22 protein-coding genes are annotated in these 25,151 nt (G+C 33.8%); 13 read left to right on the top strand and 9 right to left on the bottom strand.

What is annotated here, in order from left to right; translation table 11 throughout:
* Positions 1-2 precede the first annotated feature (2 nt).
* Positions 3-1,052 (bottom strand): hypothetical protein, encoded by a 1,050-nt coding sequence (locus QL232_RS25215; RefSeq protein WP_281616254.1) that lies wholly within the window; start codon positions 1,050-1,052, stop codon positions 3-5.
* Between the two features lie 255 nt (positions 1,053-1,307).
* Between QL232_RS25215 and thrA the strand changes: the two genes are divergently transcribed.
* The 3 genes from thrA (at position 1,308) to QL232_RS25200 (ending at position 6,967) form a co-directional block, all read left to right on the top strand.
* The gene (gene thrA, locus QL232_RS25210; protein ID WP_281616253.1) at positions 1,308-3,770 is read left to right on the top strand and encodes a bifunctional aspartate kinase/homoserine dehydrogenase I; all 2,463 of its coding nucleotides are present in this window, start codon (positions 1,308-1,310) and stop codon (positions 3,768-3,770) included.
* Between the two features lie 422 nt (positions 3,771-4,192).
* On the top strand, positions 4,193-5,125 hold the full coding sequence (locus QL232_RS25205; protein ID WP_168885415.1) for a homoserine kinase: 933 nt from the start codon (positions 4,193-4,195) through the stop codon (positions 5,123-5,125).
* Positions 5,126-5,347: 222 nt separating this feature from the next.
* Positions 5,348-6,967, top strand: coding sequence for a cation:proton antiporter family protein (locus QL232_RS25200; RefSeq protein WP_168885414.1), 1,620 nt, complete (start codon positions 5,348-5,350; stop codon positions 6,965-6,967).
* Positions 6,968-7,027: 60 nt separating this feature from the next.
* Here the strand turns inward: QL232_RS25200 and QL232_RS25195 are convergent, their stop codons facing one another.
* Positions 7,028-8,788, bottom strand: coding sequence for a long-chain fatty acid--CoA ligase (locus tag QL232_RS25195; RefSeq protein WP_281616252.1), 1,761 nt, complete (start codon positions 8,786-8,788; stop codon positions 7,028-7,030).
* A 254-nt stretch (positions 8,789-9,042) separates the two neighbouring features.
* Here QL232_RS25195 and QL232_RS25190 point away from each other — a divergent pair, with 254 nt between their 5' ends.
* Positions 9,043-9,663, top strand: a complete 621-nt coding sequence (locus QL232_RS25190; protein ID WP_281616251.1) for a class I SAM-dependent methyltransferase — start codon at positions 9,043-9,045, stop codon at positions 9,661-9,663.
* Positions 9,664-9,702: 39 nt separating this feature from the next.
* Here the strand turns inward: QL232_RS25190 and QL232_RS25185 are convergent, their stop codons facing one another.
* Positions 9,703-10,143, bottom strand: a complete 441-nt coding sequence (locus tag QL232_RS25185) for a BLUF domain-containing protein (protein WP_168885411.1) — start codon at positions 10,141-10,143, stop codon at positions 9,703-9,705.
* Positions 10,144-10,213: 70 nt separating this feature from the next.
* Positions 10,214-11,212 carry an AraC family transcriptional regulator gene (locus QL232_RS25180; protein WP_281616250.1) on the bottom strand — a complete coding sequence of 333 codons (999 nt, stop codon included), beginning with the start codon at positions 11,210-11,212 and terminating at the stop codon, positions 10,214-10,216.
* A gap of 179 nt (positions 11,213-11,391) precedes the next feature.
* On the opposite strand from QL232_RS25180, the gene QL232_RS25175 reads away from it, so the two are divergent.
* The 3 genes from QL232_RS25175 to QL232_RS25165 all read left to right on the top strand — a co-directional run bounded on the left by QL232_RS25175 (position 11,392) and on the right by QL232_RS25165 (position 14,630).
* Complete coding sequence (locus QL232_RS25175; RefSeq protein WP_281616249.1) at positions 11,392-12,900, top strand: DUF1254 domain-containing protein; 1,509 nt, start codon at positions 11,392-11,394, stop codon at positions 12,898-12,900.
* Positions 12,901-12,970: 70 nt separating this feature from the next.
* On the top strand, positions 12,971-13,780 hold the full coding sequence (locus QL232_RS25170; RefSeq protein WP_281616248.1) for a hypothetical protein: 810 nt from the start codon (positions 12,971-12,973) through the stop codon (positions 13,778-13,780).
* A 46-nt stretch (positions 13,781-13,826) separates the two neighbouring features.
* On the top strand, positions 13,827-14,630 hold the full coding sequence (locus QL232_RS25165) for a hypothetical protein (protein WP_281616247.1): 804 nt from the start codon (positions 13,827-13,829) through the stop codon (positions 14,628-14,630).
* Between the two features lie 48 nt (positions 14,631-14,678).
* Here QL232_RS25165 and QL232_RS25160 read toward each other — a convergent pair whose 3' ends face one another.
* From QL232_RS25160 to QL232_RS25145, 4 genes are all read right to left on the bottom strand, one after another.
* Positions 14,679-16,400 carry a family 16 glycosylhydrolase gene (locus QL232_RS25160; protein WP_281616246.1) on the bottom strand — a complete coding sequence of 574 codons (1,722 nt, stop codon included), beginning with the start codon at positions 16,398-16,400 and terminating at the stop codon, positions 14,679-14,681.
* 130 nt (positions 16,401-16,530) lie between these two features.
* Complete coding sequence (locus tag QL232_RS25155; protein WP_281616245.1) at positions 16,531-17,565, bottom strand: alpha/beta hydrolase; 1,035 nt, start codon at positions 17,563-17,565, stop codon at positions 16,531-16,533.
* Positions 17,566-17,572: 7 nt separating this feature from the next.
* Positions 17,573-18,133 carry a hypothetical protein gene (locus QL232_RS25150; protein WP_281616244.1) on the bottom strand — a complete coding sequence of 187 codons (561 nt, stop codon included), beginning with the start codon at positions 18,131-18,133 and terminating at the stop codon, positions 17,573-17,575.
* 88 nt (positions 18,134-18,221) lie between these two features.
* The gene (locus QL232_RS25145) at positions 18,222-19,295 is read right to left on the bottom strand and encodes a hypothetical protein (protein WP_281616243.1); all 1,074 of its coding nucleotides are present in this window, start codon (positions 19,293-19,295) and stop codon (positions 18,222-18,224) included.
* A gap of 384 nt (positions 19,296-19,679) precedes the next feature.
* On the opposite strand from QL232_RS25145, the gene QL232_RS25140 reads away from it, so the two are divergent.
* From QL232_RS25140 to QL232_RS25130, 3 genes are all read left to right on the top strand, one after another.
* On the top strand, positions 19,680-20,087 hold the full coding sequence (locus tag QL232_RS25140) for a hypothetical protein (protein ID WP_281616242.1): 408 nt from the start codon (positions 19,680-19,682) through the stop codon (positions 20,085-20,087).
* Positions 20,088-20,198: 111 nt separating this feature from the next.
* Positions 20,199-20,930, top strand: coding sequence for a hypothetical protein (locus tag QL232_RS25135; protein WP_281616241.1), 732 nt, complete (start codon positions 20,199-20,201; stop codon positions 20,928-20,930).
* 249 nt (positions 20,931-21,179) lie between these two features.
* Positions 21,180-22,106, top strand: a complete 927-nt coding sequence (locus QL232_RS25130; protein ID WP_281616240.1) for a hypothetical protein — start codon at positions 21,180-21,182, stop codon at positions 22,104-22,106.
* 139 nt (positions 22,107-22,245) lie between these two features.
* Here the strand turns inward: QL232_RS25130 and QL232_RS25125 are convergent, their stop codons facing one another.
* Positions 22,246-22,605 carry a helix-turn-helix domain-containing protein gene (locus QL232_RS25125; protein ID WP_281616239.1) on the bottom strand — a complete coding sequence of 120 codons (360 nt, stop codon included), beginning with the start codon at positions 22,603-22,605 and terminating at the stop codon, positions 22,246-22,248.
* A 217-nt stretch (positions 22,606-22,822) separates the two neighbouring features.
* Here QL232_RS25125 and QL232_RS25120 point away from each other — a divergent pair, with 217 nt between their 5' ends.
* From QL232_RS25120 to QL232_RS25110, 3 genes are all read left to right on the top strand, one after another.
* Positions 22,823-23,422: a nitroreductase family protein gene (locus QL232_RS25120; protein WP_168885398.1), complete on the top strand. Its 600-nt coding sequence runs from the start codon at positions 22,823-22,825 to the stop codon at positions 23,420-23,422.
* A gap of 181 nt (positions 23,423-23,603) precedes the next feature.
* Complete coding sequence (locus QL232_RS25115; protein WP_281616238.1) at positions 23,604-24,044, top strand: GNAT family N-acetyltransferase; 441 nt, start codon at positions 23,604-23,606, stop codon at positions 24,042-24,044.
* 157 nt (positions 24,045-24,201) lie between these two features.
* Entirely contained in the window at positions 24,202-25,149 is a 948-nt protein-coding gene (locus QL232_RS25110) for an energy transducer TonB (protein WP_281616237.1), read from the top strand.
* Positions 25,150-25,151: the final 2 nt, after the last annotated feature.

Below are 25,151 nucleotides of genomic sequence, written 5' to 3'. Positions count from 1 at the left end.
TGTTATTGCAGGTTTTCCTTTAATTCTATTTCTTCTAAGAACCTTTTAATAACATCATTCCAATGACCTTCTTTATGTTTAGGTCTTCCATTTTCATCTAAAGGGAAATAGTTGTGATCGCAGTTATACCACCTTTTAATAGTAAGGTTCTTTTTCCCTTTTTCAATAAAAAATAAAGGGATAAGATCACAGAGCGCAGCAGCATGATCTTCCGTTCCATAGGTTAAGAAAATAGGAACATCCAGCTGCAGCCAATCATCAAATAAAGGTTCAGAAAAAGTATTGATACCTTTTAAGTAACTATGTTTGGCAACAGAATCGGGTTGAAACGAATCTTCATAATATTTATAATAAGAATTGATTCTTTCTTCTGCTTCTGTCCAAGATATTTTTTGATGTTGAGCATCAACTTTTGCTGTTCTCACATATTGATCAATCCTTCCAAAAGGATTAGCTCCACCAAGACCAATATGTTTGATGTCTTTATTTTTCAACGCTAATTTTGTAGCCACTTTACTTCCTTGAGAATGTCCAAAAACAACAACTTTAGAAGTATCAACCCAAGGCTGTCTTTTTAAAAACTGAAGTACTTCTAAACCGCGTTGTACATAATTATCTAAATAGTCAGCATTGGTAAAAGCTTCTGAAATCTGTGAAGGCTTTGAAGGATCTTCTATATAATAATTACCGTATGGACTAAGATGAAGACTATCAACAACCAATGGTGTATGTGGCATATTGATGACAACTAAATGATACTTCTTTTTTACTTCATCTATATCAAAATTTGAAATTCCTCCTCCAAATAAAAAAGGCGTATCTCTATTGGGAATGTCCATAAACATGGGGATAGGAAGAGATCCTTGACAGAACAGAAAAATCGGTTTCTTTTCTTCAAGCTTTGTGTCAACAACAATAAAATTTATGCTATCTGATTGATGTGGGTTTAATTGAAATGTAGTCACCTTATTAAATAAAATGCTTTCAGTTTGTCCTTGACATACCAGTGTAATCAATAGGCAACTGAGTAGTACTAATAGCTTGTTTTTCATTTGTAAGAGAATTGATTTTTAATGGTTAGTGATGAAAGTTTGCAAAAGGTATTATTTACATCGAAGTACATAATTTAATTCTAATATATAGCATAATTCATAAGAAATATTTTGCAAGACACACGTATTTTGAAAAAGTTAGGCCATCAATTAGTAAATTCTTGGTGATTCATTAATATTATTACTACTTTTATAACTTAACTCGCAATATTTTGCGAATTGTTTATTTTTAAGGACTAGCGAACAGGAACAAGGATGAAAGTACTCAAGTTTGGAGGAACGTCGGTTGGAAGTGCGAAAAATATCCAACAAGTAGCCAGTATCCTTTCCGATTATCAACAGAGCGGACAAAGGGTTGCCGTAGTCGTATCGGCAATGAGTGGCATCACAAACAAACTCATCGAAGTAGGTAATAGAGCTGCTTCAGGTGACGAAACCTACAAGTCATTATTAAAAGACATTGAGTCTACCCACTTGACCTGCATTCGTGAGTTGATTGAGGTGCGTAGACAGAGCAAGACAATTGCTTTTGTAAAGCTTTTATTAAATGATCTTGAGGACATTTTAAGAGGTATCTTTTTATTAAAAGAATTATCACTTCGTTCTCTTGATATTCTTCAGAGCTTTGGAGAGCGTTTGTCTTCATTTATTATAGCAGAATACTTAACACAAATTGGTGTTGATGCTGAGCAATTAGACGCGCGTTATGTTGTTCGTACTAATGCTGTATTCGGTGGTGCAAAAGTTGATTTTGTAACTACTAATTCTGCAATCACAAAGCATTTTGGCGAAACTGACAAAATGCAAATTGTAACAGGTTTTATTGCTTCGTCTGAAAGTGGTGAGACAACTACGTTAGGTCGTGGTGGTTCTGACTACTCTGCTGCGATTTTTGGTGCTGCATTAAATGCTTCAGAAATTGAGATTTGGACAGATGTTGATGGTGTTATGACTACTGACCCTAGAGTTGTACCAACAGCATTCTCGTTACAGCAACTTTCTTACGAAGAGGCAATGGAGATGTCTCACTTTGGTGCTAAAGTGATTTACCCTCCAACATTACAGCCTGCAATCAAAAAGAATATTTCATTAAGAATTAGAAATACATTCAATCCATCTTTCCCTGGTACACTTGTTACAAGTAAATCAGGACAAGAAGATTGGCCAGTTAAAGGTATATCATCAATTAAAGATATCTCTTTAGTAACACTTTCAGGAAGTGGTTTAATTGGTGTTCCAGGTGTATCTTCTAGACTTTTTGGTGCTTTAGCAAGAGGTGGGGTATCAATGATCTTGATTACTCAAGCTTCATCAGAACATACAATTACTTTTGCAGTAGCTCCTTCGGATGCTTCAGCAAGTAAGAAAATTATTGAGGAAGAATTCTTCAATGAAATGGCTTCTGGTAAAGTAAACCCTGTTGAAGTAGAAAATAACTTATCAATTTTAGCCATTATTGGTGAAAATATGGCACATCGTCCAGGTGTTGCAGCTAAGTTATTTAGTGCATTGGGTAAAAATGGTGTAAACATCCATGCTATTGCTCAAGGTTCTTCAGAGTTAAACGTTTCTGTTGTTATCGAACAGAAGCATTTATATAAATCACTAAATGCATTACACGAAATCTTCTTCTTGTCTGATATGGCAGAGTTGAACGTGTTTATGTTAGGTCTTGGTTTGATTGGTAATACATTACTTACTCAAATGAGAGATCAAGCAGAATACTTATTAACAGAGCGTAACTTACGTTTGAACGTTGTAGGTGCTGCTAACTCGAAGAAAATGATCTTCAGTGAGACAGGTTTAGATATTTCTTTAACAAAAGAAGAAATCTTAGCAGAAGGAGAAGCTTCTAATGCTGAGCAGTTTGTTGAGAAAATGATCGAAATGAACTTGCCTAACTCTGTATTTGTGGACTGTACTCCAGGTGAGAGTGCTGTGAAGCTTTACGAGAAAATCTTATTGAACTCTATCTCGATTACTACACCAAATAAAATTGCCAACTCTGGTACTCTTGAGTATTACTTAAGATGTCAGGCTGCTGCAAAACGTAGAGGTGTGAAATTCTTATATGAAACGAATGTTGGTGCAGGTCTTCCTGTTATCGGACCGCTTCAAGATTTAAGAAGATCAGGTGATAAGATCATTAAAATCGAAGGTATCTTATCAGGTACTCTTTCTTACTTGTTCAACACTTTTGCTGCAGGCATGAAGTTCTCAGAATTAGTGAAACAAGCAAAAGAAATGGGTTATACTGAGCCAGATCCAAGAGATGATTTAGGTGGAGTAGACGTTGCTCGTAAGATTTTGATTCTTGCTCGTGAGGCAGGGTATCACTTAGAGCCTTCTGATGTTACTGTTGAGCCTATCTTACCACAAGCATGTTTAGATGCTGCTTCAGTAGATGATTTCTTTGTTGAATTAGAGAAAGCAAATAGCTTATTCGAAAAACAAAGAGCAGAAGCAGAAGTAGAAGGTAAAGCTCTTCGTATTGTGGCGACATTAGATGAAGAAGGTAAAGCAACTGTAGCTTTAAAAGCTGTAGATAGCTCACATCCTTTCTATGGTCTTGTAGGATCAGACAATATGGTAGTGTTTACTTCTCGTAGATACTTCAATGAGCCGTTAGTAATTAGAGGCCCTGGTGCAGGTGCTGAAGTTACAGCTGCTGGTGTATTTGCTGAGATCATCACAATCGGAAATTTCTTGATTAACTAAGATTGAAGTGATATAAAGCGAAGTAGTTGAGTAATTCTCTTTCTACTACATACTTTATAAACTTTATAATTATATAGTGGGGACGAGGTATTTTACTTCGTCCTCATTCTCATTTTTGTTGACTCCAAATTCTTTGATATTATTAAACAAATTGAAAGGGATATTGTAGTCATTTTTATAGAATGGCCTTGAAGAGAAAAGCGATAAAAAATTAATAGAAGAACCGTAAAAAATCTTCATTTGTTTGAGTAAAGCGAGTCTGAAGATTTTAGGTGAAAGGAATTAGTTTTAGCTTTTGACTTCACAGTCTAGATTTTTTTGCTTCGTTTTTTTCATCAATGGAAAAAATGAAAGACAACTATGATTGAAAGAAGAACGATGATAATTATAACTACTGTCTCGTTCTTTAAAAGTATAAAACCATGAAAGAAGTAAAAGCTTTTGCCCCTGCTACTGTGGCTAACGTAGCTTGTGGCTTCGATATCTTAGGTTTTGCCGTAGATAGCCCAGGTGATGAAATAGAAATGAAACTTGTTGACAAGCCAGGTATTGTCATCAAAGACATCACGGGAGATGAAGGAAGATTATCTCGTAATCCTAGAGAAAATACGGCTACTGTTTCTGTATATCAGTTTTTAGAAAGAATTGGAGCAGAGAAAGCAGGTATTGAAGTAACACTTCATAAAAAAATGCCTTTTGGTAGTGGTTTAGGCTCTTCATCGGCGAGTACTGTTGCTGGTGCTTTTGCTGTGAATGCATTATTCGATAATCCATTGACAACGGAAGAACTTTTACCTTTTGCCATGGAAGGTGAGCGAGTAGCTTGTGGAGCAGCACATGCTGATAACGTAGCTCCGGCATTATATGGAGGTTTCGTATTAGTAAGAAGTTATGATCCATTAGATGTAGTTCGTCTGAATGTACCGGAAGAACTATGCTGTGCAGTGGTTCACCCACATATCGAAGTTTCTACAAAAGATGCTCGTAATATTTTAAGAGGAGAGATTCCATTAGTAGATGCCGTACGTCAGTGGGGTAATGTAGGTGGTTTAATTGCTGGTTTAGAGCAAGAGAACTACGACTTAATTGGAAGATCATTACAAGATGTTATTGTAGAGCCTATCCGTTCTATGCTAATCCCAGGCTTTGATGAAGTAAAAAGAGCTGCTGTTTATGCAGGTTCTATGGGTACAGCTATTTCTGGATCTGGTCCATCAGTATTCTCATTATGTAGAGGTATTGATAAAGCAGAAAGAATTGCAAAAGCAAAAGTTGAAGCATTCAAATCTATTGGTATTGATAGTGATTTGTTTGTTTCTAAAGTGAATAAAGTAGGACCGAAGATTATTTACTAATCTATCATATAAATTCCTATAAAAAGAGCAAGGTGTTTACAATAACATCTTGCTCTTTTTTCTTTACAAAGAACTTTGAAAACACCTCTTGAGTAGAGTTTTTGTATTGATACTAACTCTCTATTAATTAACTATTTAAAACAAATTCCATCTTTGATATATGAAGTTTTTTTCATATTATCTGTCGCAGTGAAAAACTAAATTAATTATCTATTTGCAAGCATGACTGTACATATTATTATCATTCTTTCAGCCTTTATCGCTGGTTATATTGCATTAAGACTCAAATTTCCACCCTTAGTAGGTTTTCTAATTACTGGTTTTGTATTACACTATCTAGGTATAGATGATACGACACAGATTAAATCATTAGCGGATTTGGGTGTCACTTTATTGCTGTTTACCATTGGACTTAAGCTAGACATCAAAATGCTTATTGGTAAACACATATGGCTGAGTTCATTGATACATAATTTGGCAAGTTCTGTTTATTTTATTGCAGCTCTTTGGAGTTTACAATGGATGGGATTATCGATTCTTCAAGGATTATCATGGATGCAATTAATGCTCATTGCCTTTGCCTTATCTTTTTCAAGTACCGTGTTTGCTATAAAAACATTACAGGAAAAAGGGGTAATGAATGCAGTATATGGTTCATTAGCCATAGGTGTTTTAGTGATGCAAGATATTTTTGCTGTTGTGTTTATGACCATTAGTTCTGGTAAAATGCCTGAGGTTTGGGCGTTGCTACTATTTGCCCTTCCATTATTAAGACCTCTGTTCTTTAAGATTTTGGATAGTGTGGAACATGGAGAGATGTTAGTGCTTTTCGGAGTATTTATGGCTTTGGTAGTGGGTGCTGGACTATTCTCATTAGTTGGATTAAAAGCAGATTTAGGAGCTTTAATTATTGGTGTTTTATTATCAAGCCATAAAAAGGCATCGGAATTATCTAAAGCACTTTTTAATATTAAGGAGCTATTATTAGTTTTCTTCTTTTTAGATATTGGCTTAACGGCATCAATCACATTAAACTCACTATTATTTGCTATTGCTTTGGTGATTTTATTACCAATAAAAGGTTGGTTGTATTTCCAGATATTTGACCGTTTTAATTTTAGAATTAGAACTTCAGTATTCGGTAGCTTGATACTTATGAACTACAGTGAATTTGGTCTAATTGTAGGTGGTTTAGCTTATAAAATGGGATGGTTACCAGGAGAGTTATTGGTGAGTATAGCTATAGCAGTTTCTTTATCTTTCCTTATTTCTTCTCCAATTAATAATTGGAGTAATGAAGTGTATTTAGGTTTAAGTCAGTTTAAGAAAGAAGGCAACCGTTTAAACAGCATGGACAAAATGATCGATATTGCTAATGCTAAAATTTTAGTAGTAGGTATGGGGCGTATTGGTTCGGGTGTTTATGATGAGATGCAAAAGCAATTTGGAGGTTTAGTTTTAGGAGTTGAAGTCAATGAGCATACCGTCGAGAAGCAGCTGAATGAAGGTAGGAATGTGATTCAGGGTGACGCCGTAGATAATGACCTTTGGGAAAGGATTAATAACCTTGATGCTATAGAGCTGATATTTTTTGCTATGCCTCACCATCATGCCAATGAGTTGGGAGCAAGGCAACTTCAAAAAATGAACTACACAGGTAAGACCACAGCAATTGTGGAGTTTAATGATCAGGTTCAGCCATTAAAACAGCTTGGTGTTAATGCAGTATTTAATGTTTACAGGGAAGCAGGAAAAGGTTTTGCTCAGCATGCTATTGAAGAGTTTCAACCTCAGAAATTGATATCAGAGAAACCATTTAAGAAGGTTTCAATTACCATATAAAAAAAGCCGATAGCTACGTTTCAATAGCTATCGGCTTTTTACTTTTATAAAGATGTTCTACTAAGTGTAAATTTCATCAATTAAGTGTTTATACTTTTCATTGATGATTTTTCTCTTAGGCTTAAGTGTAGGGGTTACCTCGCCTGTATCGATGGTCCATTCATTTTCTAGGAGCTTGAACTTCTGTACTTGTTCATATCTAGCAAAATCTTTATTGGCTTGCATCACTTCCCTTTTGAATTTTTTCAGTACCTCTGGATTTTGAATAATATTCTGAGGAGCTGTATCGAAGATATGGTTTTCTTCACACCATTTTTCTAGAGCATCATAATTAGGAACAATTAAAGCGGCAGGGAATTTTTGGTGATTTCCCACAACGGCAACCTGTTCAATAAAGAAAGATTCCTTTAATTTATTTTCTAAGAATTGAGGGGAAATATATTTACCTGCAGAGGTCTTAAATAACTCTTTCTTACGATCAGTTATTTTTAAGAATTTTCCATCAACCAATTCTCCAATATCTCCAGAGTGTAACCAACCCTCTTTTATTGTTTTGGCTGTAAGATCTGGTTGTTTAAAATAACCAAGCATAACATTAGGCCCTTTGATCAATATTTCTCCATCTGATGCAATTTTTAATTCTACACCTTTTAGAGGTAGACCAACAGTTCCAACCATCATATCTTCCGGATTAACTCTGTTGACACAAACTACAGGAGCTGTTTCCGACATACCGTAACCTTCGCATACTTTAATACCAGCAGCCCAGAAAGAACGTATAAGTCTTGGTTGTAGAGCAGCGGCACCCACGTTCATGTTTTTGATATTACCACCCAATGCTTCTCTCCACTTCTTGAAGACTAATTTATCTGCAATAGCATGCTGGATATTGAACCAAAGTCCCATTTTTTCTCTAGGATTATACTTTAGTCCTAAGTTAAGAGCCCAGAAAAAGATGGCTCTTTTAAGGCCTTTCGTTTCCATGCCTTTACTGACAATGGTATCGTAAACTTTTTCGAGTAATCGAGGTACAGTACAAAAAACATCAGGTTGTACTTCTTTTAAGTTTTCAGCCACCTTTGCAACATTCTCTGCATAGTAAACAGAAACACCGCCACATATATATGAATATACACTTGTACGTTCATAAACATGTGATAAAGGTAAGAAGCTAAGTGCTTTGGCATTTCCTCTAGTAACAGGTAAGGTTTCTGCTGCAGCAATTGCATCACTCACAACATTTTTATGTGATAACATTACCCCTTTAGGGTTGCCAGTAGTACCCGAAGTATAGACTATAGTGTAGAGATCATCCTCAGAGATTTCAGCTTTAATCTGATTGATACTTTCCTGTTCCGAAATAGTGACATCAACTAAAGAACTCCAATGAATTTCTCCATCAATCTGATTAAATGTATAGACTTGTTCCAATAAAGGAAGCTGATCTTTTATCTTATTGATTTTGTTTGAAAGTGCTTTTGTTTCAATAAAAGCTACTTTGATCTCTGCATGATTAAAGATGAAAATATAATCATCAGGAGTGATTGTAGGGTAAATAGGAACTACTGTAACTCCTATTTGTGCACAAGCCAAATCAATAAAATTCCATTCTGGTCTATTATCTGAAACAATAGCAATTTTATCTCCTTTCTTTAGACCATAACGTAATAAGCCACTACCTAATTGATCGAGAAGTTCTGATATTTTTTCAGTAGAATATGTTATCCAATTACCATTTTCTTTATTGGCAAAACAAACATTGAGTCCACCGTAGTTTTCTTTTTGTTGGTCAATAAAATCAAAGACACGTTTAGGTTCCATGTAAATGAATTCTTATGCTTATATATGTTGATAAGTATGTAGTGCATTAATATTTGCACACATAATGCAAATAAACGCTTTTTTCACTGAAAAATAGGTTGTTTTCACAGAATAATCCAATGTTTTGTTTCTTAACTTATTGATAATCAAAAATAACAATATGAGTGAATATTCATTTTCATTGTTTTGTAATTAATGTTACTTAGTCATTTTTGATAAAGTAGTATATTGCTCGAGTATTAACCGACATTCAAATGACAGATTTTAATAAAGAGGCCCATTGGCAAGATATTTATTCTAAAAAGCAATTAACTGAAGTAAGCTGGTATCAAAAAGTACCTAAGACCTCCTTAGATTTTATAGAAAGAGCTGTATTATCAAAAAATGATGCGATAATCGATGTAGGGGGGGGAGATAGTTTCTTGGTAGATCATTTATTAGAGGAAGATTATACAGATGTTACCGTATTGGACATTTCTTCTAAGGCGTTAGATCGAGCAAAAAAGCGTTTAGGAGAAAAGGCTGCAAAAGTAAACTTTGCTGTAAGTGATGCCTCACTATTTAAATCAGATAAAACGTTTGCCTTCTGGCATGATAGAGCTGCTTTTCATTTTCTAACAGAACAAGAAGACATTGATAATTACAAAAAAGTGGTTGCAGATCATATACAATCGGATGGAATTTTAGTTGTTGGTACATTCTCAGATAAGGGACCAACAAAATGTAGTGGTATTCCTATTAAACAATATACAACTCAACAGCTAGCAGAGGTTTTTCAAGATCATTTTGAATTGGTAAATACCTTGATTGAAGATCATGTTACCCCATTTGAGACCGTTCAAAATTTCTCTTTTGTTTGTATGAGGAGGAAATAGAAAATGGGTATCGAAGTTAAAAGTTCGATACCCATTTTTTTAGCTTGGTAAATTCAATTGGAGCTCATTAATTCCATTATAAGACTTAAGGAACTCAATAATGTAATGGTCTTTTTCTTTGAGGTATTGTTCTAGTGAAATACTTTTATCGTATTCTTTTACCAGTCCGGCATCTTCTAGATCGTCCCAATGTATTTCGTGGAAGGCCATGGCCCAAGTTTTAAAATTACGTTTTTCAATCTCACCAGAATAGACCTTTTGAACATACTGATGTCGGTTATCTTTCATGATTTTGTTATAAATATCATTGACATCATTTTCATCGCCTTCTAGTATTTGAATGAATTTGTCTTTTAGAAGTACTAAAATACCTGTAAGATTCCTGAATCGGTTATTTTCTCTACTATGAAGAAGAATCTGTTTTAGTATATCATCGTCAAGATCATGCTTTCTAGTGCTTATATAGCAAAGGCAGTACATAATAGTTAATTAAATAGGGTTAAAGATTATAATGCATACAATCGTATTGCTTTGGGTTATTATTAATATACTAATTTTTTTGATGAAGTGAGGCAATTTCTTTAGGAGTGGCCTGAAATTTATCTTTAAAGTTTTCAGAAAAATTCGAAATACTCTTGAACCCAAAATGTCTGGAAACTTCTGTAACAGAGATATTTTTTTGTGATAACATCTTATAAGAAAGTTCTAATCTATAGTTTAAATGAAACCTAGGTATAGTTGTACCAAAAGCACTTTCGAAATCTCTTTTTAGTTTAGAAAGAGATACTCCATATTTCTCAGCCAATGAATTAAGTGAAGGAGTTTTATCCATCAGTTGTGTCAACTCACCTTTAATAGAATGCATTCGTCTAATATCCTCGATATGCATATTATTATTTTGTACATCTCCTTGGTTTCTTCTAATGATCATATCCAAAAAAGTCCCAATGATTTCTGCTGTACGAGATAAAATGATACTATTTTTTCGTGGTGGAGTCATTTCATCATTCACAGAAAATAATTCATCGATTAAAATTTGAACATTCGTAGGTATGATATCATAAATGATCCATGGGTTATCAATATCGAAAACCTTCCCAATGTGTTTCTTCATATGCGACATATAATTATTGAAATGGTCTTCAGAGACTCTAACAGAGACCCACTCACTAATGTCACCTTTATTGGCTTTCATTTCTAAAGGGATATTAGTGCTTTGCATACTCATCAAATTTGTTGATGTTGACAATAACTTCGACGCCTCTTCTGTTGATTTAGGAGCGATATTATTTGAGTAATCAAATTGGAAGTAGATATATTTTTCTTTCTCATTACCATCGATAATCTCGATTTTGAAATCCTCTTTAAAAGCCACTTTATGCAATCCTATCTCGATACCTTGAAATGGAGTGAACCATTGGTAATCAATCTTTACTAAATTATTATTGATCAATAATTTATTATCATCTGATGGGGTGATATTGAATGCCGATTCTAATTGTTGTATAGTACTTCTAACTGACCCGGTTTTTATTTTAAGTTCTTGCATTGCTAAGAGGAGTGATCATTTTTATTAAGTGGATACATCACTTTATACATTGAAAATAAAATAAAGTTTCAAGAATAAATATGATTTGAGCTTATTACGATAGTTAGTGAACTAATCGATGTAATCTGAAGACTGACTTTTCAGTTTAATTAATCATCAATCATTTAATAAAACGAAAGATGAAATTGAAAAGTGTTCAACTACTAGGAGCTTCCCTGTTATTACAAATGAGTGCATCTTCAATCTATGCACAAACGCCATTATCAAAAGCATCACTGCAAGGTGATGAAATTATTGAAACTGTATATGGTGATATCGAATTAGAAAATAACTTTATCAACAAAGGTTCGGATGAACTGTTTGATGCAATGGATTTTCAAAGAGCTTCTCAAGCTTATATCTGGTCTACTCCAATTGTCTCTATGAAAACTTGGGGCGATAGAGAAGATGCAGCTTACGATGCTGCAGGCCTTGAAAACTTTGTGGTATTAAAATCATTAAAAGAGAAAAGAGGTATTGTTACAGGTAACTTAACTACCCCTTATATTTTCACTTTTTCTAATCTAAAAGATGGAGCAGTAAAAGTTGATTATCCAAAAGGAATGACAGCAGGAGGTTTCTTGGACCTTTGGCAAAGACCTGTTGCTGATCTTGGGCTAACAGGACCAGATAAAGGACAAGGTGGTACTTACATTATCTGTGGCCCTAGTGATAATCCGGATAAGTATAAAGGTCAAGCTGATTTTATTGTTCAGTCAGAAACGAATAACTTTTTTATCGGATTAAGAATATTAGAAGCGGACCCGAGTGCTGTTGATAAATTTAAATCAAACCTTAAGCTAGGTAAAGTAGGTACAAAATTAAAAGATGCATCATTTATTGAAGATAAGGATGTAGAGTGGTCTGCTACTGCTCCAAGAGATTTAGACTATTGGAAAAAACTTCATACCATCATCAATGAAGAACCAGTAAGAGAGCAAGACAAAGCTTGGATTGCTATGATTAAGCCTTTAGGTGTAGAAATAGGAAAACCATTTAACCCTACAGCAAGACAAAAAGAAAACCTAATGAAAGGATTAAAGATGGGTGAGTTGATGTTAAGAAACCTACAAACAAATCCAAGATTTAGTGAACCATATTGGGCTGGAACGAATTGGTATAAATCATTTGATTTTAATATTCCTCAAGCAAATGAAATGATGGTCTATTTGGATGAAAGAGCAGTTTGGTACTATGAGGCAGTAAGTTCTACAAAAGGGATGGTAGAGCCTTCACCAGGTTATGGTCAGATTTATATGACTTCAAAAAGAGATCAAAATGGAGAGTTATTAAGAGCTGATCAAACATATAAGTTACATGTGCCAGCAGACGTACCGGTTGATCAATTCTGGTCTGTGACTTTATATAGCGAAGATACACGTAGACCGTATGATAATGGAGGAACAGAGATCGCCGATATCGGAATCAACTCTAGAAGAAAAGATGTTACTTATAATAAAGACGGTTCGATTGATATTTATATAGGTGCTGAACGTCCTGAAGGGGTAAATCCTGCGAACTACTTAAAGACAGTAGGAGATGATGGATGGTTTATTTATTTCAGATTATATGCTCCAAGAGAAGCATTTTTCGATAAATCATTCCAATTACCAGATTGGGAAAAAATCACTTCAGGTTTAAGTAAATAAATTCTTTATCCAACAATATATTTTAATTCTAGCAATCGAACTTCTTTTAGTTCGGTTGCTTTTTTTAAACATGATGAGATACCAATTATCACTGTTTTTCATATTGCTGAATGTGTACTTATTGGCACAGGATGAAAAAACAGAGGTTCAGAAGTTGGCAGAGACAGCTTCTAATCCAGTAGCACCCGTAGGAAAATTAATCTTTCAAAATTTTACCCATACAGGGTCAGGAAATACTTGGTCCAATACTTTATTGGTAGAGCCAGTGATTCCACTTATGATCAATGAGGATATTAAGGTGATTAATTATGGAATTATTCCATTAGAAACAAATTATACTGGAGAAGCAAAAATTTCACAGACCCACCTTGGGAATATTTCTTATCAGGGATTGATGGCGAATAGAAAGCCAATTAGCTTAGGAGAAAATGGCCACCTTACAGTTGCAGTAGGGCCATCTTTTGTGATGGGAACAAGTACAAATGAAAGGCATGGAACATGGAATGTAGGTGTTGCTTTGGCTGCAATTTATCATCACAAGAGTTTTATGGGGTTGGTAAACTACAGTCCATCTTGGGGAGTAGGAGGAAGTAGTATTGATCAGAGCATGTTTCAATACATTTTCAATTATACATTTAAAACAGGTACCTCTATCAATACCCAACCGATGATGATGAAAAGTGAGGCTTTCGTGGGAGATACAAAATGGTTGATTCCAGTAGGGGGAGGTGTAGGTCAAATGCTTCCTTTTAAGAGCCTACCCATGAATGTGAGCTTTAATGTTTACTATAATCTAGTTAGACCAGAAATAATGCAACATCAAGAGTGGCAATTTAATGTGAATATTGTTTGTGTATTGATGGGCAAAAATAAATACTAGAATAGTTGTATAAACTGTGTGATACCTTTTGTTCTTCTCTTAAATTATGAAAAATCTATTAATCATTGTTCTATTGTCCATGGGTATAAAGTCATATGGTCAAAATTATGATGATGATATTCAGTTATTTGCAGAAACAGTAACAGACCCATCCTCACCCATTGGGAAAATCAACTTTCATAGTTATTCTCATGTCGGTACTGGGGGTGATAAATCAAATATGTTATTGGTTAAATTCATATTTCCTGTAATGTTAACAGAGAATATTGAATTATTAAATTATGGGATTTTACCGATAGAATCAATTTATAATAGTGAGTTACAGACATCAAAGACATTCTTAGGTAATGTGATTTATCAAGGTTTAATAGCGAATAGAAAACCTATTGAACTTGGAAACGATGGTCAACTAACACTCGGTTTAGGTCCCTCGGCTGTATTTGCTACAAATACAATAAAAGGATTAGAAACATGGGATATAGGTTTCGCTATGGCTACAATTTATCATTATAAATATTTTATGGCTGGGGTAAATTACAATCCTACATGGGGAGTTGGGGGAAGTAGTATTAATCAAAGTGTATTTCAATATATTTTAAATTATACGTTTAAAACAGGCATTTCTGTAAATACTCAGCCAATGATGATCAAAAGCGATGCATTTGTAGGAGATACAAAATGGTTGATTCCAGTAGGTGGAGGTGTAGGTCAAATGCTTCCTTTTAAGAGTTTGCCTATGAATGTTAGCTTCAATGTTTATTATAATCTAATTAGACCTGAAATTATGCAAAAACAAGAATGGCAATTTAATGTGAATGTTGTTTGTGTATTGATGGGAAAAGACGCATGATTATATAAAAAAGCCATTGAACTTTATTTCGTTCAATGGCTTCCATTATTATTCTATCACTAGTTTTTTTGTATCAAGTAGTCCTTTAGACTCGAATACTACATAGTATAGTCCATGTCTTAAATCATCTAAAACAATAGAGATCTCTTCTTTTTGTTTTGCTATATCCATGAGTTCTACTCCAACTGCATTAATAATTTTGAGAGATCCATTAGAGTTAGAATACACATTGATAATCGAAGAAGAAGGATTTGGGTACATTCCCCAGTCAATCTTTAATGGTTGATCGGAGTGGGTAGGTTTTTCTTCTTCGTCTTTAGGGTATTCCTGTTCTGTATATTCATCATCAGGAAAAGGATACTCAGGTGATACATCACTTTCATTAGAATTTTCGAAGCTGATGTCATCAATAAAAAATAGTGCTTCAGTACTCTCGATACTTTCTGCTTGGATTTTTACCTGAATTCTATCACCATTAATAATACTGGTATCTGACTTATCATTTCGTTCAAAAGAAGTATTAACTTCTACCCATTGTCCTTTCTCTATTGAACTTAGGTCTACATTTATCTCTTTATATGGTTTACTGAGAACAAAATCAATAGTATTGACCTCAGTAGATTCATCAATCCATATATAAAACGATAAAGTATTGGCTCCTTCGGGAAGATCAAGAGAACCATAAGGGGAGAAGGTTGAATAATTTCCTGTGAAAGGAGCATTTCCTTGATAACGTAAACTAAAATCGCCTGTTCTAGCTTTATCATCTTTCATTCTCCAATCGGAGGCTTGCGATGACCACCAGTTCACACTTCTTCCTGAGAAATAGAAAGGACCTTCAAAACTTAAAGCATCAAAAAAAGATTGAGGTTCTTCTTTTTGCCACACTCTTACATAATCAATAATAAATTCGGCAGGGGAAGATAGATCTTCTTGGTTCGGTAAACCATACCATTCAAACACTTCAGAGTCTAGCCACATTTCCTGAGGATAATCGTATTTCCATTGATCTTTTTTCAGAAGTTCCTCTTTTGTAGCTGTCTTAATTAAATGCCCATCGAAATATATTTTCATATAGTTTTTATCCCATTCAAAGCCGTAAATATGAAAGTCATCTGCTAAACGACTATTCATAACATTTTCGATTTTCCATTCTTCATGATCTTCAGCCCTATCAGGGTCCCAACTAATGAGATTGGTTCTATATTTATATTCTAATTCTTCAGGTGTTTCTTCTGGATTTCCAATAGGTCGTTTACCATAATTTTCAACCATATCAATTTCACTATGGTAACCAGTTGTCCAAAATGCGGATGTTACAGGAGCATCAGCAATTTTACATTTGATTTCCATATATCCATACTTGAAAAATGTTTCACTCATAATACATGCTTGAGTGATCGGTTTGGAAAGATCAGCAGCTGTTTTTGTTCCTCCATAATAACAGCCATCATTGGTTTCGTTAGCAAAGTTGAAAGTAGGATCCCATTGGCTAGTAAGTACCAGTTGTCCATCACTTACTTTTACATTGTGAGAGGCAAATTGACCAGGGGCTCTTCCTTTCCATTTACTTCTGTAATCGTTGTTTTCTCCAAGAATCCACCACTTGGTCTTGTTCAATTCAGTACCGTTAAACTCATCACTTATCCATTTATTTAAAATCCACTTTTGAGTGTTTTCTGGATCAGAAACAGGGTTGATTTGTGAGTATACAGGAAGTATAACATTCAATAAAAGAAGAGTGAAAAGAAGTATAATTTGATTTTTCATATTCGTCTGATAGTTGTTTAGGTAAAATTAGTTGAAGTTTCAGAGGGACTATTCCTCAAATTTACCCTTTTCCGAATATTCTGTAACAGAAAAGGTTACCTCTTAAATTTAAAGAAGTAACCTTAATCTATTATTTATATTCTTCAATGAATGCCCGAACTTCATCGGTCCATATATATGGTTTCTCCCAATGTGGAGCATGGGCACATTCATCAAGTTGAACTTTGTATTTATCTTCGATAGGAGTATTTACTAAAGAATATACGGTATCAGAAACAGCAACTGGAACCGCACCGTCTTCTTTTCCCCAAATCAGTAAAGTAGGAATAATGATATTCTTTGCTCTTGGCATAAAATCATAATGTGCCATAAAGTTGAAATCTTCGTATTGATTATGTAGCCATCCAAAAGAATAAGAAGCTAAAAAGCGTTGTTCAAAAACTGAATTGTTATGTAGAGCATCTGAAGTTTCTTTGTCATAAATATATCCTTCGAGCATTCGTACATGTTGGTAAGGTTCATCCATGCTTTCATTTGGATTGGGGTGATCTTCCCACCATTGGATAACTTCTTTCCATTTTTTATCATCTGTTGCTTCGTATTTTGCTTCTGCTCTTGGTACAATCCATTCTCTTTTCAACTCCATTTCATATTTGTCCTGAATGGCACCGTCTTCATCAATCCATCCATTAAACTTACTCTGATTTTCATCTTTTCCCATATATAGGATTGATAATCCACCACCCCAACTATGACCATACATAAACATGGATTTTGGAGCATATTTGTGTTCTATAAGAGTGACTAACTTTTCTAAATCTTCTACATGTTGTTCTATAGTAAGATCTTCTAAGCTAGGGTTTCCTTTTGACGAACCTGCCATTCTTTGGTCCCAATAAACTAGAGCATATTCCTTTTCTAATTGTTGGAAACTTTCTGTGGCAGTATGGAAGTTCATGCCAGAATCATAACCTGGACCTCCATGGTTGGTGATAATAAAGATTCCTGAATCAACATTTCCAACGACCCAAACTGGCATAAAAGCACCTTTGTTTTCTAGGTAGAAAAACTCTCCATCTTTATAATCGTAAGCATCTTCGTCATTTCTGTTACAAGAAGTAAAACCAATTAGAGTCGCTAATAAAGGAAGTAAATATAATTTCATAGTTGATTTAGTTTAATGTGATGGAATAACCGATTTCTACAGCTAAATGATAAAGTGATTGTTGATTGACTTGTGTTTGCCATGTCATACGAGGTCTTACCCAAAGGTATTGAGGGCGTTCTTTAGAGATTTGATAGCCAAAATCTACACTAGTCATATAAGTAAGGCTTGTACCTGCGTAATTAGAGTCTTTTTTAGAAACATTGCCGTTATCATTTACTTCATAAATTCCGTCATCGGAATGATGCCAAGAAGACATTGCTCCAATACCACCATAACCAGACATATACCATCTTTTTGTTTGGCCGAAGTGCCAACGTATACCAGGAGTAATTTCTAAGAAGACTGCTTGATGGTTTCTTTTGTGGAAGTAATATCCTGTGGTTGCTCTTAAAGGCAGTGACCAGCTTTCACTAAGACTGATTTCATATTCTCCATTGATTGAGAAACCTGGATGAAAGATAGTTTCCCCGTAATAAGCGGCACCAACATTTAGTTTATTTTGAGCATAAGAGGAAAGGCTTACTACCCCTAAGAAGAGTAATAATAAATAGAATCGTTTTTTCATTTTAAGTGATTAATAAGATCAGTTGATAATGTGTATTGCTTGCTTTATTAATAAAAGTGTGGGGGAAATAAATTCCCCCGATTTTTTTCTAGAATGTGAAGTTTACACCTGCTTGGCCACCTACCCAAATGGCAGTTCTTGTACCATTATTTGTAGTGTTATCGTAGAATGCATGGTCTGGAACATCCAATGAACCTGGAGTTTCGTTACCATTTACTTTATAATCTGTAGTATAAATATTCAATGAAGGACCAGCGAAGATGCTGAAACATTTAGCTAATTGTACATGAACATTCAAATCAGCTTTGTTTAATAAGTTTAAGCCAGTGTTTTCGAATTGTCCATCGTAAATAACTTGGTTAGTAGAAAGGTCTACTGCTAAAGCTACCCTTTTTGCTAAATCGAATTTAGTACCGAAACCAAGACCGAATGTATTGATTTCTTTATCATTGTATTGAGAATAACCACCTTTAAAGATAGTATAGAATTTCTCTGTACCCATTTTAAAGTTTACGTTAGCCCAAATCGTCTCACCTGCAGATAACTCTACCGCATAATATCCATCTTTTACTACGTTGATTAAACCGATCGGAACACCACCATCAGTACCTTTTGCAACGATGTTGATTAAACCAATTTGTGAGCCTTTTAAACTATCAGTATAGTTAACTAAACCAACTTGAGCTCCTGTTAAATTACCTCTAACGGTATTAGTCAAACCAATTTGAGCACCATTTAAATCTGCATTTACAACGTTAGCGATACCAGAAACCTGAGCACCATTCATTTGTTGTTGTGAATAGTTATTGATTCCTGCTAAATGCAAACCTTTTGCTGTTTCTGTATTTAAGTTGGTGATACCTGATATTATTAAACCGTTACTTTCTCCTCTTGTAACGTTAGCAATACCTGCAATTTGTCCACCAGTAACATTTCCATTATTTACATTGGCTAAACCACCTAATTCAAAATATCTAACACCTCCATTAACTCCCCATAAAACGTTGAATGAAACATCACTCGAAACATCTGTATTTGTTCCATTAATACCTAAAGGATATAAGAATGAAACTTGGGCAGGGATATGTTTTGTACTGTCTTGTGCAAAAACTGAAGTAATTGAAATGATAAGGATAAATATATTTGAGATTAACTTTTTCATCGGAATAATAAAATTTACTTTGTTGTTTTTTCTTGATGATTTTGGGAAAGAAGTAAAGGACGTCTCCTTTGTTATTCTTCATTTCCCGTTTTCATAGTAATGACCCCTTAGTGATCATATCCCCCTATCCCAAATTGAAAAATAATAATAAAAATCTCATCAATTTATTTAATGTAATGATATTCAGTTATTTATATGTTGGTTTTTTCTTTAAAATAATTTTTTGAAAGAAGAAAATACTCGGATTATTACCTTTTTGTTGTTCAAACAAATATTTTTTTGATCAAAAGTTTGCGATATCAATTTTTCTATCTAAATTTGTTTAAACAAATAAAGTATAAACAAATACTACATTATACATAAGGAAATTTAATAATAAATATCATGGCAACTCAAACAGTTACATCAGCTCAAAGTAATTCAGAAACTAAAGTGACAATGGTAGTAAGATACCTTTTGGCATTTATGATGATCGTCTTTGGAGCGAATAAGTTCTTGCAATTTTTACCAATGCCTCCAGCAAACGACCAGGTGGCACAAGTATTTGGTTCATTAATGCTAATGGGAGTTTTACCGATCGTAGGTATTCTAGAAGTGGTAGGAGGAATCTTACTTGCTATTAGAAAAGCAGTACCAGCTACTTTAGTAGTTCTTGGAGCTATTGGTTTTAACGCGGTATTATTTCATGCAACATTGGATCCTGCTGGGATTGGTGGAGCAGTGTTCTTCTTAGGTATGGTTGTTTATTTAGCCTATGCTTATAGAGAGAAATTTGCACCTTTATTTAAATAATAGTCTGTACATTATTATTTTCTGCAAGCAGTTGTTATTCCGTAGCAACTGCTTTATTTTTGTCTTAATTGTTATCGACATTCAATTTTTTTAAGGCAAACTATTCTAAAAATGAACTTAAGCAAACTTATCTCCATTCTAGGAGTGTTATCATTCACTATCTTCAGTTGTACACCAACAGAAGACCTATCTATCGTAATAAATAAGTCTGGATCTTTATTGATCAAAGCAGAAGGAGTTACTAATGGTAAATTAAAAGTCAACTATACTTATGGTGACAACATAATTTATGATAGCTTAGATGCAAGCGGTCAACTAAAAACGGAATTGTTATTAGAAGGTGCTTACTATGTTTCAGTAGAATCTGAACATAATAATATGAAGTATTTTGATGCGAAAAATACTCAAGTAATTGCTACAACTGAAAAAGAAGTAGTATTAAGTCCATTAGATAATTATGGTTCTATTGAAGTAGCAGTAACTTCAGATTATTACGATGACGAAAACTTCCAATATGTTTATGATGATTCATTGGCTAATGTCAATATCGGGATCATCTCTACAGAAAAGTATTCTGAAGTTTATGATGGATCAGACTTAACAATCATCAGTAACCTTCAAAATGCGACAGTTACAGATATGTATGGTGTCGCAAGGTTCGAGAATATTCCTTCAAGTGTTACCATGTTTGGAGAAAGAAACTATAACGCAGAATATTATATTTTCGTCATGAATAATGCAGGAACAGAAATTCTAAACTATCCAAATAGTATCTCGGTTCCTTATCAAAATACTTATAATACAAGAATTAGAATTTATAAAGACGATCTAACAGATTTCTAAATAGAGACTAATTTATTCGATAACACCAAAAAGTCATTCTTACCTAATTACTGTAAGAATGACTTTTTTGTTTAATAACTAAATCTCTTTTAAAAATATTTTTCGAAAAAGTAAAGTCGTTTTGTTGAAGTAAGGAGAACCACTAGACCCGTTGTCTAAATAGTAAATTAAAGAAAGTGGTCAATGTTATTGTTTACAGATTGTAATAGTGCACACCATGAAGCAGACTTAATCAATAAACGATAATATATGAGAAGACACTTACTAAATTTTATTTTATGGCTAGCTATTTCCTTGGGAATAGTCTCATGTGCCACAGACAATACTTCTTTTGATGATGAGCAACAATCTATAGGACCTGTTGTAGAGTTATCTACCAAGTTTTTTATGTCTCAAAGTCACCTTGATAAATCCTCGAATGTGAAAACGGACGATGTGATAATTTCAAAAAATAACATTGAGGTATTTGCTAAACAAGGAAAAGAAAAAGCAGGAAGGTACGAATACTTATCAGAAGAAGAGTTACTCATTAATGTTCCTGTTGGGAAGACTGAATTTTATGCAGATTATAATGCCGCTATTCCAGAAACTCATCAATCGGTAATCGCACAGTGGATTTCTTCTAGTGCATTAGAAACTTCAAGTCTTTTAGCATTAGATTCTATTCGTAATTATAGAAACCCAGTTGTGGATTTTATATCCGAAAGAAGAACTGTTGAAGTATCTGAAACGGCTCAATTAAGACCATTTTACATGCAACCTTTAAATGGTCGTATATCATTTGGTATTCACTTTTACAGCCCTGACTCTTCATGGAGAATGAGTGCAGAAATGTATGCTTTCAATAAAAAAGGAAAACAAGTCGGTTATGCCAATAAGGGAATTCAGTTAAATGAAACAAACCAGATGACTTTTCCTTCTATTGGGATTGATTTTTCAGATATAGAAGCAGTATCAGGAGCTTATGTAATCGTTAAAGTGCACCTTTTTCAGTTGAATACAGAAGGTACACCAATCGACAACCAAGATAACAAAGAATGGATTTTTGATGGATCTATAAATGAAAAATATATGGTAGTAAATGGGGTTTCAAAAGGATTTACAATTGATATTGATTCCACATTTACACCAACGATAACGTCTTATATCACTGAGTTTAACTTTATAGAAGAATAAAGAAAACGATGATGTAGCAAAGATAATAGCAAGCAAATGGAAGGTCTTTCCGGTAATTTTACTGGATTGACCTTTTTGTGTTTACAATCAATAATAATGAAATACGAGAGACCAAAGAGAAGGAAAATTGAAATAGTATCTACTCTTCAATTTCTTCTACTTTACTATCCCATTTTACAGCTTCTTCTCCCCACGACGAAATCATTTCTAACAATGGAGTAAGTGTTCTTCCGAAATCTGTCATACTGTATTCTACTTTTAGTGGAGGTTTTTCAGTAGGAATCACTTCTCTTTTTATCAGTCCGTCTTCTTCTAATTGTTTTAGTTGAAGGCTTAATGTTCTTTCGCTTACAGTTGGAATCATTTTTCTTAATTCACTGTATCTTAAGGTAGCATCTTTAAGGTGAATTAAAATTACTGATTTCCATTTACCGCCAATGTATTTCATTGTTAAGCTCGTACAGCATGGGTATTCTTTACCATCAACTTTATATTTCATCACTAAAATCTTTTATTGAATAAACCTTAAAAATAGATACTTACATTTTTGCCCGTTATTGTATTGTTTAAAAACACTACTTATGTTTGTAACTATCAAAAGTAAAGTTACTTAAAAAAGTAAAGAAATAGTCGTTTATATAAATTTATTAATAGTTCTATTAAAACTTTAAGTGATTTTAGACCGTTTTTAAAATCAACAAATAAAAAATATTATCATGGAATTTATCGACATCGCAAAATCAAGATACACAACAAAAAAGTACGATCCATCTAAAAAAGTTAGTGATTCGGACATTCAGAAGTTAAAAGAGATTTTGCAATTAAGTCCATCTTCTATCAATAGCCAGCCATGGAAATTTACAATTGTAGGTAACCAGGAATTAAAAGAGAAATTAGCTGAGGCTTCTTATTTTAATGCTCCAAAACTAATCGAGGGTAGTCATGTTGTTGTTTTTAGTGCAATCGATGACGTAGAGAAGTTTGAAAAAGATATCAACGATTACTTGCCAGAAGGTGCAGTAGGGTATTTTAATAATTTCTTAAAACCTCAGGGTGAAGAGAAAATCAAAAATTGGTTCTCAGATCAAGTATACTTATCTATTGGGTATTTCTTATCTGCAGTTGGATCAATGGGTATCGATTCAACACCAATGGAAGGTATTGAACAAGATAAATACAAAGAAATTTTAGGATTAGAGGGGTATCAACCGCTAGTTGCTGTAATGATTGGTTACAGAGATGCTGAGGATGGAAACCAACCATCTAAAAACCCTAAATCTAGATTGAACCTTAAAGAAGTAGTAGAGGTGATCTAATTCTACTTTTTTATAACACATTTACATTAGAAGAATATAAATCTTTATTGTAGATGAAATGAAAGTTATCTTATGAAAATAGGATAACTTTTTTTGTTGGTCGATGATAGGTAGTAAAATGATAATTCGAATATATTTGAACATTAAATCATTTCTCTATTCAATTTAATAAATCAAATTCATGGTACGACAAGCAACAGCAAACGACCTAGACCAACTCTCAGTACTCTTTGATGGTTATAGAGTATTTTATAGAAAAACATCTGATTTATCTGCTGCCAGAGCATTTTTAGCAGAAAGAATAGCTTTAGAAGATTCAAAAATTTATGTTTTTGAAGAGGAGGGGCAACTTTCAGGTTTTGTACAATTATATCCATTATTTTCATCAACTAGAATGAAAAAACTTTGGTTACTCAATGATCTCTATATTGATGCTTCACAACGTGGAAAAGGTGTTTCTTTGAAATTAATTGATGAAGCTAAAAAATTAGCTTACGACACTAATGCATGTGGAGTGATGCTTGAAACAGAAATTACAAATCAGATCGGAAATAAACTATACCCTAGGGCAGGGTTTGAATTAAATCAATCTTCAAATTTTTATGAATGGTCTGTTGAGTAGACAATGGTTGATGGGTTCTGAGAAATCCATCAACTTTTTTCATTGATGATTTCGATCAAACTACTTGTCGATTATGATAGTTATCAGAAGATAATTGTCTAACTTTCTATCTCTTCAAAGCAAATTGTATTTTACTTAAATCTGACAAACTAATAACATGCGAAAAACAACTTTAGCTTTTCTCTTATTTTTAATCACATCTATTTCTAGTTTAGGCCAATCTATCATTTATTTTAATGAGGACCATACCGAAGTAATGGATAAAAATGATGCTGTTTATTATGCCAACTCACACATTGGAGAACTTGAAAACGAAAAGTATAAACATACTACTTTTTATCTCGATGGCACTATCTATTCAACCTATTATACTAAGGAGAAAAAACGCTATAAAGATAAATTTGGTGATTTTGAATCCTATTATAAAAACGGGAATCTAAAGGAGAAAGGAGTTTTTGATGCGTCTAAGAAAGTGGGTATTTGGCACTATTATCACTCAAATAGCCAGGAGAATTTCAGTTATGAAATGAAATATAAGGAGGGAGAGTTTGAAGAAACTACCCTATTTATTAATGCTTGGGATTCTCTAGGAAATCAAACGGTGAAGAATGGAAATGGTCAACTGAAGTATTTGACAAAAAATAGTTTTTATCAAGAGGGTATGGTAAAGAACAAGTTGAAAACCGGAGAGTGGAATGGAACATATATTGACGGTAAACCATACTTTATTGAAACCTACAAAAATGGTAAACTAAAGAAAGGAAACAGTTGGGATAGTGAAGGTAAAAAATATAGTTACACAAAAACATATAAGAGGGCTTTCTACCCTGGCGGTATTTGGGATTTTTATAATTGGATAGGTAAAGTATTAAGATACCCTGACGATGCTAAAAAACAGGGAATAGAAGGTAAAGTTTATGTTGCCTTTATTGTTGACAAAAGTGGTCAACTGACAGAAATTAACGTTGTAAAAGGAGTTTATGAATCTATGGACCAAGAGGTGCTAAGAGTAATGCAATTAGTAAAACCTTGGAGCCCTGCGAAAAAAAGAGGGCAAAAGACCATATCAAGAATGATACTTCCAATATCTTTTAGATTAAGTTAATA

The sequence above is a fragment of the Flammeovirga sp. SubArs3 genome (assembly GCF_947387565.1).
Taxonomy (GTDB): Bacteria; Bacteroidota; Bacteroidia; order Cytophagales; family Flammeovirgaceae; genus Flammeovirga; species Flammeovirga agarivorans.
Note: the sequence above shows the minus strand (reverse complement) of the source record. Positions and strands in the feature narration are given on the sequence as shown.